This window comes from Butyricimonas faecalis (assembly GCF_003991565.1).
Classification (GTDB): Bacteria; Bacteroidota; Bacteroidia; order Bacteroidales; family Marinifilaceae; genus Butyricimonas; species Butyricimonas faecalis.
Genome location: NZ_CP032819.1, coordinates 1,284,787 through 1,299,701 on the forward strand (window position 1 = coordinate 1,284,787; position 14,915 = coordinate 1,299,701).

The following is a 14,915-nucleotide window of genomic DNA, read 5'->3' on the forward strand; positions in this document are numbered from 1 at the left end:
AAAAAGTAGTGCCTTACACGAAATAAATTTATTTATAAAATAAATTGCATCTAAATACACAAAACAAACATCTAACATTCAGCACAATAACAAAAATTACATTTGTAACAAAAATGCAAATAATAAACTTTTCATTTGTTTTTATCAAAATATATTTCTAAATTTATTGCACATAAAACCTCTAAAATTACTACGTTATGACTTATACTATTACTTTTAACGAGCTGAGAAAAATCAAAGACATGCTACCTCATGGAAGTATGCAGAGAATTGCAGAAGACTTAGGTATCAGCACAGACACCGTACGTAACTACTTCGGAGCTGATAATTATGACAACGGGGGATCAAGCGCAGGCATACATGTTGAACAAGGACCTGACGGCGGACTCGTCATTCTGGACGACACGGCCATTCTAGACAAGGCAAGAGAACTTTTGAACGTGTAGCAATAAAGATTTTAACACCGGGAAACAGTAAAATAGTGTTCCCGGTATTTTTTTACCACTTTTTTATCTACTTTTGTCCCATCAAGTCACAGGCAATCCTGCTACTTGTCAATCTGTAACCAGTAACGTCGCAAGGCGACATGAATAATTATGAGCAAAATAGTCCTAAAAGCCGGTAAAGAAAGATCTTTATACAGACTTCACCCGTGGGTCTTCTCGGGAGCAATAGCCAAAATCAAGGGTGACGTGCAAGAGGGAGACGTCGTTCAAGTGTATAACAGCGATGACGAATATCTCGCCACAGGTCACTACCAGATAGGAAGTATTGCCGTGCGTGTTCTCACATTCAAGGAAGAGAAAATTGACTATGATTTCTGGGTGGAACGTATCCGTCAAGCCTACCAGACTCGTGTAATTATCGGTTTAGCAACTAATCCGAATAACAACGTGTACCGCCTTGTTCACGGGGAAGGCGATGACCTTTCGGGACTTGTCATTGATTATTACGCGGGAGTTGCCGTTGTGCAATTCCATTCCGTGGGAATGTATAAAGCCCGGGAAGACATCTCAAAAGCCCTGTTAGAAGTCATGAGTGACAAACTCATTGCCATATATGACAAATCGGAAGGAACTCTTCCTTTTAAAGCGGGACTTAACCCCAAGAACGGCTATTTGTACGGTCACACCGATAACTTTATTGCCATCGAAAACGGATTAAAATTCAACGTAGACTGGCTGGAAGGTCAAAAAACCGGCTTCTTTGTCGATCAACGGGAAAATCGACGTTTACTGGAACAATATGCCCACGACAAGAACGTCCTCAATATGTTCTGTTACACGGGAGGATTCTCATTCTACGCCATGCGGGGTGGGGCAAAACTAGTACATTCGGTGGATGCCTCGGCCAGAGCCATCGAATTAACCAACCAAAACGTGGAACTCAATTTCCCCGGAGACACTCGCCATGAAGCTTTCGTGGAAGATGCCTTTAAATTCCTTGATAAATCACACAATAAATATGACTTGATCATTCTTGATCCACCCGCATTTGCTAAACACCAGAATGTGTTAGACAATGCCATTCAAGGATATAAAAAACTAAATCGTAAAGGTATCGAAGTTGTAAAACCCGGTGGATTAATCTTTACCTTCTCTTGTTCACAAGTCATGACAAAAGACCTTTTCCGTCAAACGGTTTTCACCGCAGCAGCCAATACAGGCAGGAAAGTTAAAATCTTACACCAATTAACACAACCTGCCGATCACCCGATCAGCATCTACCACCCCGAAGGAGAATATTTGAAGGGATTGGTACTATACGTGGAATAAAAGAGTGTCAAAACTCATTTTTTGATTGAAAGAGTTTTGACACCTCCCTTTGCTAATACAGGCTTTTGGCCACCTTTATAACTTCTTCTGCCAATCGATTGGCTGCCGCTTCATCTTTCGACTCAGAATAAATCCGTATAATCGGTTCTGTATTAGATTTACGCAGATGTACCCAACCATCTTTGAAATCAATTTTCACACCATCGATATCAGTGATCTCTTCCGAAGCATATTTCTCTTTCAATCCCTCCAATATCTTATCCACATCCATATCAGGAGAAAGCGTTAGTTTATTTTTCGAGATAAAATATTGCGGGTAAGTTGCTTTTAAAGCCGTCATACTCTTTCCTTCTGCCACAAAGTGAGAAAGGAATAAGCCAACGCCTACCAAAGCATCACGTCCGTAATGGCTTTCTGGATAGATAACGCCACCATTTCCTTCACCACCAATCACCGTATTTGTCTCTTTCATCTTGGTCACCACGTTCACCTCACCCACGGCCGCAGCGTTATATTGTTGTCCATGAGCTAACGTTACATCCCGTAAAGCACGGGAAGAAGAAAGATTAGAAACCGTATTTCCCGGTGTATGTTTCAACACATAATCAGCAACAGCTACCAGCGTGTATTCCTCCACGAACATCTCCCCGTTCTCACAAACTAATGCTAAACGGTCAACATCCGGATCGACCACGATACCTAAATCCGCTCCACACTCCTTAATCTTTTCTGAAATCTGGGTCAAATTCTCCGGAATGGGTTCCGGATTATGAGCAAAATGCCCCGTGGGATCACAATTCAACTCGACAACCTCTTTCACTCCCAAAGCTTTTAACAAGGCGGGAATCACGGTCCCACCCACGGAATTCACCGCATCTACAACAACTTTCAAGTTTGACTTAGCAATAGCTTCTCGGTTCACGAGTTTCAAGTCCAACACGTGTTGAATATGATAATCTGTATAATCCTTACAAGTAATTGTACCCAACTCATCCACCTCTGCATATTCAAACGATTCTTGCTCTGCCATTTGTAGCACTTGAGCTCCATCCTCAGCAGAAAGGAATTCTCCCCGGTTATTCAATAATTTTAGAGCATTCCATTGCTTCGGGTTGTGACTCGCCGTCAAAATAATACCTCCATCAGCCTGTTCCGCGGTAACGGCAATCTCCGTGGTTGGAGTTGTCGCCAAACCAATATTAACCACATCATGCCCCAAACCGGACAAGGTAGCTTCAACCAATTTAGCATACATATCCCCGGAAATACGAGCATCACGTCCCAACACGATTTTAGCCCTCTTCTTCCCAGCCCCAGTCTTCAACCAAGTAGCATAAGCCGAAACAAACTTAACAATATCCAAGGGGGTCAAGTTATCACCCGGACGTCCACCTACTGTTCCCCGGATACCAGATATAGATTTAATTAATGTCATAAAATTTAAAATTGAAATGTGCAACCATAAACAAAAATAAAGGGACTGTATTCGTTACCCTTTTGAGATAACACATACAGTCCCCTCTTTATCAATAAAATTAGATAGATGCCTTATAAGCGTCTGCGTTTAACAATCCATCTAATTGTGCTTCGTCTTCAATTTTCACCTTGATAATCCAACCTTTTCCATAAGGATCTTTGTTTACCAAGTCAGGTTGATCTTCCAATTCTGAATTGAATTCCAATACCTCTCCGGCAACCGGCATATACAAATCAGAAACAGTCTTTACAGCCTCAATACTACCGAAAGTATCTCCAGCCTCCAGGTTGTCACCTTCAGTTTCAACCTCAACAAACACGATATCACCTAATTGACTTTGTGCATAGTCAGTAATTCCAACATATGCTTCTTCACCCTCAACACGAATCCATTCGTGTTCTTTAGTGTACTTTAATTCTGCAGGTACGTTCATTATCTTATAAGTTAAATTAAATTTGACAATTATTATGTGCCACAAATATAAGGAAAAAATTACACTCCAAAACCGTAAATTGAAATTTTAGTCTACACTTTATCACTTTTATTAATAACCCATTCATTCTCAATACAAACAATCCGTATCCCTTTATTTTCGGGCCCTCAAGAATATTTTCTTCTGCAATAAAAATGTAATTTTCCCCATTTTTTCAGAACCGAAATATTGTATAATAAGAAAAACTATCTATCTTTGCACCGCAATTGAGAGTAACAACGGTTACTTGATGCGAAAAGGTTCGGTAGTTCAGCTGGTTAGAATACATGCCTGTCACGCATGGGGTCGCGGGTTCGAGTCCCGTCCGAACCGCAAAATGCCTGTTAGTCGATCGACTAACAGGCATTTTTCTATTAAAGTGAAAAAAGAAAACATTCGAATCAGCTATTAATTTTACCCGTGCAAAAAAAAAGAAAACCGCAATAAAATACATTTTATCACGATTTCCTTTGGCAAAAATTTGCAGGAGGCTTAAAAATCACCCCCTTTAAAATGTAATGGTTAGTAGTTATGTTGTCTTAATATTACTCAACAATAACCGCACGGCTCAATTGAACTCCTCCCTCGTAAAGGTTATCAACACCACCTTTACCAACAACTTGCAATTGACTGGCCTTAACACCAAATTTTTTCACTAAAGCGTCTGCCACGTTTTGTGCACGTTTTTCACTCAATTTCTGATTGTAAGCAGGAGTACCAGTTGCTTTGTCTGCATATCCGGTAACTTTGTAAACCTGATTCGGATTGCTCTTGATAACCTCAGCGTAGTACTTCAAGTTAATCATTTCCTTTTTGGAAATATCTGCCTTATTGATACTGAAGAAAATAGCCAATGGAGCAGCCTTCACTTCTTTAACAGTTTGCGGTTGAGCCTTACGAGCTTGGTTCAACTCATCTTGTAAACGATCTGCACGACGAATTTGCTCTGCTAGTTTAGCCTCTGCAGCACTTAACATTTCTGGTGAAACACCCGTAGAAATGATTTCTGTCGGTTTTTCTCTTCTAAAATTACGTTGGTTGAATCTATAAGTAAACCCGGCTGTTACACCCAAAATACCTTCTCCCTTGCTACCGCCGGTTTCTCCGTCAAATCCCTGAGGTACCAAATTACCCTTGATTTCGATATTAAAATCAAAAGCGTTAGATAAACGCATTTTATTGATCAAACCTGCCACAAACATGAATTTCGTGTTATCCAAAGAAGAACAACCATGAATCATACCAAAACCAGCAAACGGAACAGCTTCGTAAAAACGATCCGTACGATAACCGCCAATCCAGTTAGAAAGATTCAACAATCCATCAACATGCACGTTAAATTGTTGCCATTTTTGTTTGTAATACCCATCTACACGAGAAGGCCCCTTAGCGTAAATATTAGCAGGATTAGCCGTTAAACCTTTTAAGGTGAAACCGCCCACTTGAGCCCGAACTCCTAATGTCGGCATCAACCATTTCCCCACAGAGAAATCAAATGCCGGGGTAATCCGACGCCCGAAATCATCTTTGCTATCACATTCTCCAAAATAAACTTGTCCACCGGCACCTATTGAGATAAACCAGTTATCCCAAAATCCATTGGTAACGAAACCACGCCATGGAGTCGTAGATTCCTCTTCTACCACAGTCACTTTAACCTCTTCCTTTTGTGCGCTAGCCAATAACGGCAAAATCGCTACAAATAACAACATAAAAGTCTTTTTCATATTCATCATCTGTTTGTTAACCATTGTTTGCTTGTTATATATCTAAGTCAATCTTAAAAACATTCTAAATACGTGACTTCCTTCAAAAATGTTACACCTTCATAGGGAAAAATCACGTTAAAAATTTTAATTAACTTTATATCTACTCAAACAAGAATTTTATTAACAAAAATTATACCAAAAACAACACCTTTTTACCGATAAAACACAACATAAGACACAAATACATCTATATCGCTTAAATAAAGGATATAAAAAAAATAATCACAAATCAACCTTTCTCTAACAAACACATGCCGTATTGACAGATCACAATACGATTGTCGCCATGTACATGACAAAATCCCTGTCACACAACAATAAGACCTTAATGAAGAAAAAATTTTCTCAATAACATAGAAAAAATTTTCTCATCATCCCCATATTTTTTTATCATCCTATCCCATGACTCTTTCGAATACTTAACTTTATTTCCCTTGTTATCAGAATATTCCCTCTCGTCAAAAATATTCTTCTTCAAAGTTGCACACTCTTTATAATTATGACGGAACTTCAAATCCCCAAATATATCCCGTTCCACACTCCACTTATTCCCCTTATTATCTTTCACCTGAAGATCTCCGAAAATATCCCTCCCGATGTCCACGTTATTTCCCCTGCCATCATTTACTTGCACATGATCAAAAATATCCTTCCGGATAGAAAGACTAACACCCTGGTTATCCTTGTACTCGAAACCATCAAACATATCTTTCTTTATCGAAACCCTACGCCCCTCGCTATTCTTGTATTCAACATTTCCGAATATATCCACGGTGTACTCTTCCGTGTAATTTTTCTTTTTTCCGACATCTTTGGCCAATCCTAACAACAAAAACTCTTCAACATCACTGTCTCCTTTATGCCCTCCTCTCCGGAGCTTGCCAAGAAACTCTTTTGAATAAGTCACTTTGTTCCCCCGGTTATCCTTGTATATTACATTTTCAAAAATATCTTTTCCTAACGTTGCCCGGAACTCGTTGCTAGAGTATTCCAATTCGCCCATGATATTCCGTTTTAAAGTCATAGACAGCCCTTGATTGCTTCTGTATTGCGCATCTCCAAAAATATCGATTTCATACACTTCATTTACATTTCTCCGATTACAGTATTTATGTATCAGTTCCGAAAACAAGAAATCTTCAAAACAAGGTCTATCCTTCCCTGGCACCCTCTCCCACATCGTCTTCGAATACTTTACCTTGTTTCCCCGGTTATCCTTGTAAACCTTATCCCCGAAAATATTCGTGGAAAGCGATGCTTGAAATCCATCTCGGGATTCATAACGCAAATCACCGTATATATCAACAAAATATTGTTCTCCACCCATCTGAGAGTAAGAATACGAACAAAGAATAATGAAAAACAGCAACAATATACACTTTTTCATAGCGAAGATTCATTTTTCTTCAAATATAACAAGAACTCGCAAAAAAACGGCAAAATTTGGATAAATAAAGTAAGTGTTTGGTATTGAGGAGAGTTAAGCCAAATTCTTCTATACCTTTCCAAATCGCTAAAATGCAGGATAATGAAAGGTTAAGAGAAAGATTTGCTACTTATCCGTTGCCTTTTTTAGCCCCGGATAATCCGGCAAAATAACGCTTAACCACCTGCGGTTTTACCGTTCACCATGCAAAGAACCCTATATTTTGCCCGTAAAGATAACCGTTTTTTTCCGTTTTTCATGGAAATACAGGTTATGTTACCGGCATCCGGGGTTTTATTCTTTGTTCCGCTATAATTTTCATAACTGTAAATAACTCTATATCAAGTAATTTTGCAACATAAAAAATAGAGTTATGAAACAGACGGATGTAACGGTTACGTTCTACCTCAAAAAGAGCGAAATGAATGACGAGGGACATTGCCCGGTCATGGCGAAACTTGTTGTCGGCAAATTTTCAGAAGCGGCTTTTAGTGCGAAAATGTCCGTACCCGCTGCACTGTGGGCATCCGGACGTGCCACGGGTAAAAGTAACGCCGCGCGGGAAATCAACCGGCAACTGGACGATTTGCGAGCTTCAGCCATTTCCATTTATGACGAACTGTCAGCCACCCGTGAGAATGTAACGGCTGAAGAAATAAGGAATCTGTTGTTGGGGACGGCTTTCGGGCAGGAAACCCTGTTGGGTTATTTCCGGACGTTCATCGAACATTTCGAAAAACGTGTCGGCGTGAACCGGGAAAAGGGAACAGCGCAATCTTACCGCTATGCTTGTAACTGTGTGGCCGCTTTCATCCAGGAGAAATACAAGTTGTCGGATGTTCCTTTCACGGCCCTGAACCGTTCATTCATCGACAACTATGACCTCTACCTACGCACGGAGCGCCGCTTTGCCCTGGGAACTATCGTGTTGCTTGTCACACGGTTGAACACGATTGTCGGGGAAGCCATCGCGGAAGGGATTATCACTGCCGACCCGTTCGCGGGTTATGAAGCCGAACATCCCGAGCGGGAACAGAAATACCTTACCGCAGCGGAGTTACAACGGCTGATGACCACACCCCTGCACGACCCGAAACTCTACCATATCCGCGACCTGTTCCTCTTCTCCTGCTACACGGGTATCCCTTACGGGGACATGTGCCGCCTGACGACGGAGGATCTGGAAGTGGCCGAGGACGGTGAGGTATGGATCAAGACCGCCCGCAAGAAGACGAAAATCGACTATGAAGTGCCATTGCTCGACATACCGTTGCTCATCCTCGACAAGTACCGGGATATGGCCCCGGAAGGAAAACTGCTGCCGATGTACAGCAACAACGAACTCAACCGGACACTGAAACGTATTGCCGCCATTTGCGGAATTGAACGGAAGCTCGTCTTTCACTGCGGACGCCATACCTACGCCACCGAGATCACGCTTTCGCATGGTGTCCCGCTTGAAACCGTCAGTAAAATGCTGGGGCATAGCCGCATTTCCACGACGCAGATTTACGCCAAAGTGACCGATGACAAGATCGACATGGATACCCGGTCTTTAGAGGAAAAGATTGCCGGCCGCTTCTCCGTAGCTATTTAATCTATCATTGACAATCAAATTCACAACGATTATGGAAACGAATAATAAAGAGATAAAACGTCGCAGCACGTTCTCCCTGCTGTTCTACATCAACCGCACGAAAGTCCGCAAGGACGGAACATGTAAATTGTTATGCAAGGTAAGCATCGACGCCAAGTCGGCCCCGATCAATATCAACGCGTTTGTCGATCCATCGCTTTGGAATCCGGAAACCAAAAGGGCGAACGGACGAAGCGAGAACGCCCGAACGGTAAACCTGGCAATAGAGAAACTGACCGAAAAAATCACCGGGCATTACCGTCATATTCGTAAAAGCCTCGGTTTCGTGACGGCCGAGCTGGTCAAAAACGCCGTGGAAGGAATCGGGCAGAAACCGTTCACCCTCCTTGCCTTGTTCCGCGAGCATAACGAGGAGTTCCGCAAGCGTGTCGGCGTGGATCGCAAGGAAGAAACCTATGAAAGTTACGAGAACTCCTATAATATTTTAGCCTCCTTCGTGAAAAAAAGGAAGGAAAAGGAGGATGTAGCGTTGCGGAGCCTTGACCGGGAGTTCTACGATGATTTTGAAATATTCCTACGTACAGATCGTGAAATGAAACCCAAGACAGTACACGAGCATCTTTACCGGTTGAAGAAAATGACCAAGCGGGCTGTCAGTCAGGGTACACTCCGGCGCGACCCTTACGGGAAGCTGCACCCGGAACTGCCCCGGCGCAAGAGCCGCCATTTGAAACTCGAAGACCTCAAAAAGCTGATGGAAACTCCCGTCGATAAACCCAACCTCCAGCGGGTGCGGGACTGGTTTCTCTTCGCTACCTTCACGGGGTTGTCCTACGCCGACCTGAAACGCTTGTCCGAAAAAGACATCACGCAGTCGGACGACGGAACGTACTGGATACACATCCGGCGCCAGAAGACCGAAACGCCCTCGGCCATCCGCCTGCTGAACGTGCCGTTGCAGATCATCGAGAAATACCGCCACGAGCGTAAAAGCGACAGGATTTTCAACCTCTATTGCCGGGGGTATCTCATCAAGCTCACCAGAGAACTGGGACGGACATACGGCTTCGACATGACCTTTCACAAGGCAAGACACAATAAAAATTGTATCTTTCAAGCTATGAGATAATTAACAGAGAAACAAAACAGACTTGTTAACGGTTTAGAAACCAGCGAACTTCTATAATCTGCCTCATTTTGCATCAAGCGAAAGAACGTCCTTACTTTTTGCAAAGGTACAAAACAGTCCCCGTCTTTGCAAAATTTCCCGCAATTTTATTTCGCCCGCAAATTTTATCCTCCATCATTTTTCCTGTTCTGAAAACGGCTTCCGGCTTGATGTGCGCAAGCCCATTTCAGAAGCAGCACAAGCAAAGAAAAGCCCACGACGACCACAATGTCACCAGTGACACTGCCATCGTCGCGGACACTTCTTTTATGTGCTTGTGCTGAACGGCCAAGACCGTCTTATTCGTTTTTCTTTTTTCGTTTCCGTTGTCAGCCGGAAATGCCGCCGGATGCAGGACACGGCAAGCGTGAATCTGCTCCTGCGACTATTCCCGGCTGTCATGTGTGGCCTGTCTTCCAACCGTCTTGCCCTGCCGTTGCCAATCGGAGCAATGGCAGGCAAGACCATTTTCAGACAGATGCCGCCGGAGGAACACCCGCGACCGCAAGCCATGCCCGCATGACAATGACGGTCACGGGACTTCCGTCACGGCGGCAGGAAAGCGAGGCTTTCCCTTGTCAGTTGCGCCGCCCTTTCGATTTTCCTGTGGCGCGTTGCGCCATTTCACATACTTCCCCCTTTTCCTTTCCGTCTCTCCAAGTGTATGCCAATGTCCCCATGTCGCCATTCCAGACGGCATCAGTGGTCATTTTCGTTGCAGGGGCAAAGGTAAAGACGGGATTAGGAACACAAATTTTTTAGCCACAATCTCCACACTTCGCAGGCTCAGGTAGTATTCTGTCGAAAAAATTTGCTGAACCTACTCCCCTGACCTTTGCTTTTTCCCCTGAAACGAAAACGACCGGTGCGCGGTCGGAAGACGTCACAAGGAGACATCGGACATACGGAGAGGCGAAAAGAAAAAGGACTCGACCCGACCTCCCCATCCGAGCAAGACAAGTAACAACAATCTAAAAATTGGAAGATATGAGAATGACATTGAACGACATCGGAAAGGCTATGCGGAGCGTATTGTCCGCAATGGTGAGAGCAGCATGGGGCATTACCCTTTGCGCAGGAGGTTTGGCGGTGGGCATCGCAGGGGAAATCCTGCTGGGTATGTTGAACTTCATGTTCGGCATCCTCACCGCCCTGCTTTCAGTAGTGGCAGCTATCGGAATTTTCATTTGGTTATTAACCCTTTAATTCATACGGATATGGCGAAAAGACACAGCAAGACAGTGGCACAACAATGCAGGTATTACGAGGTGGACAACATCTTCGAGTATATGGTAGAGGTGTGCATCAACGGTAACTTTTCCTCATTCAGGAGGTTGTACCACGAGTTGAACAAGGAGGCAAGAAAGGACTTCATCGCCTTTCTCATCTTGGAATGCCCGCCCCAATACCACATAGAGATTTTACAGAAAACCGTATAACCATCTTAAATTACAGACAATGGAAACTTTTGACTTTTATATGGATTGCAAGGTAACTTGCTGGGAACGTACCCGCTTCTCCATCAAAGCGAACAGCTATGAAGAAGCCAAATCCATCATTCTTTCATGGGAAGATAAAGACGTGAACAGCCATATCGGTATGGACGAGAACGTCATCTATTGCGACTACGAATTGAACCCCGAAACGGTGGAAGGACTGTCCCCTGCGGAAAACGACAACAACCCTACGATGGAAATCTACGGACGGGATGACGAGTTGTTTTATCACAATATGTTGGACGAACAATAGAGCAAAGTTATGAGAACGGAAACGAGGAAATACGAAGTTTACAAGGTGGACGAGCTTTCGGACAAGGCGAAAGAGAACGCCTATTGGAAGTGGTTGAAAGGCTTTGAATATGACGCATCCGACAACAGGGCAACGTTGAAAGCCTTTGAGGAGATTTTCAAGGTAAAGGTAAGCAGGTGGAATTATGATGCCTGTACCTATAATTTCCAATTCATCTCAAATTACAGCGGGGAAGAGGAAGAACTGTGCGGTGTGCGGTTGCTGAAATTCATCGTGAACAACTATTGGCACAACCTTTTCAAGCCCAAGACCTATTGGCACAAAAAGGACTTCCACAAACAGCGCAGAAGTCGGATATCCGTAACCAATGATTGTGTGCTGACGGGTTATTGTGCGGACATGGACATACTGAAACCCATATACGACTTTCTGAAAGTCCCCGACAAGCATACGAACTTGTATGACTTGATGAATGACTGCATCGACAGCTTTTTCCGCTTTTGCAGGGATGATGTGGAATATGCTAGCAACGAGGAAGCCTTTGAGCGTGATTGCGAAGCCAACGAATACGAGTTTTTATCCAACGGAGAATTTTTCAAATAACTAAAATACATACAGATATGAACGGAACAGACCATTTCAAGCGGACCATCCAAGCCTATTTGGACAGCCGTGCGGCGGAGGACAAGCTGTTTGCAGCAAGTTACAGCAAGCCGAACAAGAACATGGACGATTGCATCACCTATTTGTTGCATTGGGCGAAAAGCCAATGCAATGGAGGCAACGGCATAGGCGTTACCGCAGGGGAAGTCTTGTCGCAAGCGGTACACTATTTTGACGAGGACGACATCGACATCGGCAAACCAATCCCGTGCCAAGTCATGGTATGCGGAGTTGAACTGACGGACGAGGAAAAGGCGGAAGCAAGGCAGAGAGCCATCCGCCAATACCAAGACGAGGAACTGCGCAAGATGCAAAACCGGAACAAGGCTAAGGCGAACCAAAAGACAAACGCACAACAAGTTGAACTTTCATTATTCTGAACCTATGAAACCCAAGACACCCATACAGAAAGAAGTCATCCGTCTGAGCGCAACCCTGCCCGAACTGACAAACGCACAGAGAACCTACGCTTTCCACCATTGTTTCAAGCACTACGGCAGGCGGACTGCAAAAGGCGTCATTACCTGCACGGAGTGCGGACACGCATGGAAAAGCGGACACAGCCTTGCCGACACGCTTTGCGGATGCACCTGCCCGAACTGCGGCACGGCATTGGAAATCACGGACACCCGAAAGAGGGTGTTCGTGGACAACGAGTATTTCTCCATCATCACCACCTGCAAAGGCTACCAGGTAATACGTTTCTTTTTCGTCAGGAGCCGTCAGAAAGTCGGGCAAAAGGCGGAGTATTCCATCTTTGAGGTGGCACAGCGGTGGATTGCTCCTGACGGCAAGTCCGAGACAGTGGCAAGGTTGCGTGGCTTTTCACTTCTCTACTACGACTTGTGGAACGAGGACAGCCCGATGGAAATCCGCAGGAACAACCAGCATAAGGTGTATGACATTGACCCGATATGCACCTATCCACGCCGACGGATTATCCCCGAAATTAAGCGAAATGGCTTTGACGGCAACCTGCACGGCATACTGCCTTACGACTTCTTCAAGGCTATCCTTTCGGACAGCCGTGCGGAAACATTGCTGAAGTCGGGCAACATCGAACACTTGCGCTATTTCCTCTCCCGTCCGCAGGTACTTGACAGATGTTGGAACTCGTACAAGATAGCCATGCGGAATAAATATGCCATAACCGACATCTCATTGTGGTGCGACCTCGTATATCTCTTAGAGAGATTGGGAAAAGATTTGCGCAACCCCCGTTTCATATGCCCGCCCGATTTCAAGGCGGCTCACGACCTGTATATGGGGAAACGGCAAGTCCAATTGGAGCGTGAACGGCAGCAGCAACACAGGGAGTGGGAAGCCGAGCGGTTGGAGCGTGAGCGGAAGCGTCTGGAAGAAATGGCGAAAGAGAAAGACGAGTATATCCGAAAGAAAGCCGCATTCCTCAACCTTGTACTGACGGACGGTCTAATCATCGTCAAGGTGCTGCAAAGCGTGGACGAGTTCTACGAGGAGGGGAAAGCCATGCACCATTGCGTCTATGCCAACGCCTACTACAACAATGAGAACTCCCTGATACTTTCCGCACGGATAGACGAGCGACGCATCGAGACAGTGGAGGTGGACTTGCGGACATTAAAAGTGGTGCAGAGCCGTGGCGTATGCAACTCCAACACCGAATACCACGACCGCATCATCAAATTGGTGGAGGACAATGCCGAGCAGATACGGAAACGGATGAAAGAAGCAGCGTAATCGTTTAACAACTTAATACTTATTGATATGGAAGTGAGAATAGAAAACATGATTTTCGGGTGGCACGAGAAACTGCCTGAAATGTTCATCGAATTGTTGAACACGCTTGTACTGACAAAGGACGAGCAGGATGTAAGGGGGGTAATGGAGGTGTTCGCCCGAAAGAAACTTTTCAACGCCCTTTTCGCATTCGGGTATGGCGCACACCATCTGTGGGTGACACAGAAAAAGGCATCCGACCCCGACCAATGTTTGGAGAACAGATTACTGATTGTTGAATTTTAATTGATAAGGCTATGACAACAAGAATGACTATTAACGGAGTAAGCACCTGCACGGCAGGTGAGAAATACGAGAAATTCCAACTGAAAATCGGGCGCAAAGTCCGCACGATGTACCAATATGACTATCGGGACACCACAACGGGAGAACTGTTCTCCTGCGTGAAACCCACATTGGACGAGTGCAGGCGGTTGCGTGACGAATGGATTAAAGCGAAGGAGGGCAGACGATGAGCGCAGGATATGAAACGCTGATAGTGACGTTCAGCGACCCTATCAAGGTTTTGGACAATATGTTCGCCGATGCGGACGCATGGGGAACGGACAGCCTCAAAGGATGGGTGGAGGACTATGAAAGTACGAGGTTTACGCAGATAAACGGGCATACGGCAGTCATCACTTCCGAATACAACATGCCCTGCGTAAAGGAATGGCTCACACGCTGCACGGCTATCGCCGACATAAAGGAATTTTGAGTGCGTGGCGGTGGAAACACCGCCCACACTCCATTCGTAACAACTGAAAAAACAAGCGAAATGAAATACTATTTCATACTGACAGACGGCAGGGACGCATGGGTGCAGTTCGTTTACCTGCCCACGCAAGATGAAGCGTCCGGTTATATCCGAGATTTGCGGAGCGTGGGAATATCCGTACACGGGTATAACCTTTGGAACAAGGACACACGCCCCATTGCCGAGCGCACACTTGAGCGTGTGCTGCAAAGGATAAAGCGGTAAAATCGGGCGGCAGGCTTGCCGCCCGCTACTTTCTTTCATGAGCAGGTCGGCGGATAAGAAAGTAGCAAAGAAACCGTTG

The 14,915-nt window shown here is 44.7% G+C and carries 19 protein-coding genes, 1 tRNA gene and 1 pseudogene; 16 read left to right on the forward strand and 5 right to left on the reverse strand.

The genetic code is table 11. From position 1 onward, the window contains the following. The first annotated feature begins 197 nt into the window (after positions 1–197). Together D8S85_RS05675 and D8S85_RS05680 are read left to right on the forward strand one after the other, a co-directional pair. Entirely contained in the window at positions 198–446 is a 249-nt protein-coding gene (locus D8S85_RS05675) for a DNA-binding protein (protein WP_106479981.1), read from the forward strand. Between the two features lie 150 nt (positions 447–596). Beyond that, positions 597–1,775 (forward strand): class I SAM-dependent rRNA methyltransferase, encoded by a 1,179-nt coding sequence (locus D8S85_RS05680; protein WP_106479982.1) that lies wholly within the window; start codon positions 597–599, stop codon positions 1,773–1,775. 52 nt (positions 1,776–1,827) lie between these two features. Here D8S85_RS05680 and glmM read toward each other — a convergent pair whose 3' ends face one another. Next, on the reverse strand, positions 1,828–3,210 hold the full coding sequence (glmM, locus tag D8S85_RS05685; protein WP_106479983.1) for a phosphoglucosamine mutase: 1,383 nt from the start codon (positions 3,208–3,210) through the stop codon (positions 1,828–1,830). Positions 3,211–3,310: 100 nt separating this feature from the next. Next, positions 3,311–3,685, reverse strand: a complete 375-nt coding sequence (gene gcvH / locus D8S85_RS05690; RefSeq protein WP_106479984.1) for a glycine cleavage system protein GcvH — start codon at positions 3,683–3,685, stop codon at positions 3,311–3,313. A gap of 298 nt (positions 3,686–3,983) precedes the next feature. Here gcvH and D8S85_RS05695 point away from each other — a divergent pair. Continuing rightward, a tRNA-Asp gene (locus tag D8S85_RS05695) sits at positions 3,984–4,057 on the forward strand. Positions 4,058–4,269: 212 nt separating this feature from the next. Here the strand turns inward: D8S85_RS05695 and D8S85_RS05700 are convergent. Beyond that, positions 4,270–5,451, reverse strand: a complete 1,182-nt coding sequence (locus D8S85_RS05700; protein WP_228423143.1) for an OmpA family protein — start codon at positions 5,449–5,451, stop codon at positions 4,270–4,272. A 367-nt stretch (positions 5,452–5,818) separates the two neighbouring features. Then, entirely contained in the window at positions 5,819–6,880 is a 1,062-nt protein-coding gene (locus D8S85_RS05705) for a hypothetical protein (RefSeq protein ID WP_106479985.1), read from the reverse strand. 412 nt (positions 6,881–7,292) lie between these two features. Between D8S85_RS05705 and D8S85_RS05710 the strand changes: the two genes are divergently transcribed. The 3 genes and pseudogenes from D8S85_RS05710 to D8S85_RS21630 all read left to right on the forward strand — a co-directional run bounded on the left by D8S85_RS05710 (position 7,293) and on the right by D8S85_RS21630 (position 10,207). Further along, complete coding sequence (locus D8S85_RS05710) at positions 7,293–8,516, forward strand: site-specific integrase (RefSeq protein WP_004303751.1); 1,224 nt, start codon at positions 7,293–7,295, stop codon at positions 8,514–8,516. Between the two features lie 31 nt (positions 8,517–8,547). Further along, positions 8,548–9,615, forward strand: a pseudogene (locus tag D8S85_RS05715) (site-specific integrase); the annotation flags it as partial. Positions 9,616–9,955: 340 nt separating this feature from the next. After that, positions 9,956–10,207 carry a hypothetical protein gene (locus tag D8S85_RS21630; RefSeq protein ID WP_032850301.1) on the forward strand — a complete coding sequence of 84 codons (252 nt, stop codon included), beginning with the start codon at positions 9,956–9,958 and terminating at the stop codon, positions 10,205–10,207. Between the two features lie 9 nt (positions 10,208–10,216). Here the strand turns inward: D8S85_RS21630 and D8S85_RS21635 are convergent, their stop codons facing one another. Beyond that, positions 10,217–10,384, reverse strand: a complete 168-nt coding sequence (locus D8S85_RS21635; RefSeq protein WP_205702819.1) for a hypothetical protein — start codon at positions 10,382–10,384, stop codon at positions 10,217–10,219. Positions 10,385–10,671: 287 nt separating this feature from the next. Between D8S85_RS21635 and D8S85_RS05725 the strand changes: the two genes are divergently transcribed. From D8S85_RS05725 to D8S85_RS05770, 10 genes are read left to right on the forward strand one after another with little or no spacing between them, the layout of a single operon-like run. Further along, the gene (locus D8S85_RS05725; RefSeq protein WP_004322004.1) at positions 10,672–10,890 is read left to right on the forward strand and encodes a hypothetical protein; all 219 of its coding nucleotides are present in this window, start codon (positions 10,672–10,674) and stop codon (positions 10,888–10,890) included. Positions 10,891–10,901: 11 nt separating this feature from the next. Beyond that, positions 10,902–11,123, forward strand: coding sequence for a hypothetical protein (locus tag D8S85_RS05730; protein ID WP_004322005.1), 222 nt, complete (start codon positions 10,902–10,904; stop codon positions 11,121–11,123). Positions 11,124–11,142: 19 nt separating this feature from the next. Beyond that, complete coding sequence (locus tag D8S85_RS05735; protein ID WP_004322006.1) at positions 11,143–11,433, forward strand: hypothetical protein; 291 nt, start codon at positions 11,143–11,145, stop codon at positions 11,431–11,433. A 9-nt stretch (positions 11,434–11,442) separates the two neighbouring features. Further along, positions 11,443–12,036 carry a hypothetical protein gene (locus tag D8S85_RS05740; protein WP_004322007.1) on the forward strand — a complete coding sequence of 198 codons (594 nt, stop codon included), beginning with the start codon at positions 11,443–11,445 and terminating at the stop codon, positions 12,034–12,036. A gap of 17 nt (positions 12,037–12,053) precedes the next feature. Then, entirely contained in the window at positions 12,054–12,476 is a 423-nt protein-coding gene (locus tag D8S85_RS05745; protein WP_004322008.1) for a PcfK-like family protein, read from the forward strand. Between the two features lie 4 nt (positions 12,477–12,480). Further along, positions 12,481–13,815, forward strand: coding sequence for a PcfJ domain-containing protein (locus D8S85_RS05750; RefSeq protein ID WP_004322009.1), 1,335 nt, complete (start codon positions 12,481–12,483; stop codon positions 13,813–13,815). A 27-nt stretch (positions 13,816–13,842) separates the two neighbouring features. Continuing rightward, a complete protein-coding gene (locus D8S85_RS05755; RefSeq protein WP_004322010.1) occupies positions 13,843–14,100 on the forward strand; it encodes a hypothetical protein in 258 nt (85 codons plus the stop codon). Positions 14,101–14,111: 11 nt separating this feature from the next. Further along, complete coding sequence (locus D8S85_RS05760; RefSeq protein ID WP_004322011.1) at positions 14,112–14,330, forward strand: DUF3873 family protein; 219 nt, start codon at positions 14,112–14,114, stop codon at positions 14,328–14,330. Then, entirely contained in the window at positions 14,327–14,572 is a 246-nt protein-coding gene (locus D8S85_RS05765; RefSeq protein WP_004322012.1) for a DUF6956 domain-containing protein, read from the forward strand. Before D8S85_RS05760 ends, D8S85_RS05765 begins: the two co-directional genes overlap by 4 nt. 60 nt (positions 14,573–14,632) lie before the next feature. Then, positions 14,633–14,836, forward strand: coding sequence for a hypothetical protein (locus D8S85_RS05770; RefSeq protein ID WP_008156960.1), 204 nt, complete (start codon positions 14,633–14,635; stop codon positions 14,834–14,836). Positions 14,837–14,915 lie beyond the last annotated feature (79 nt).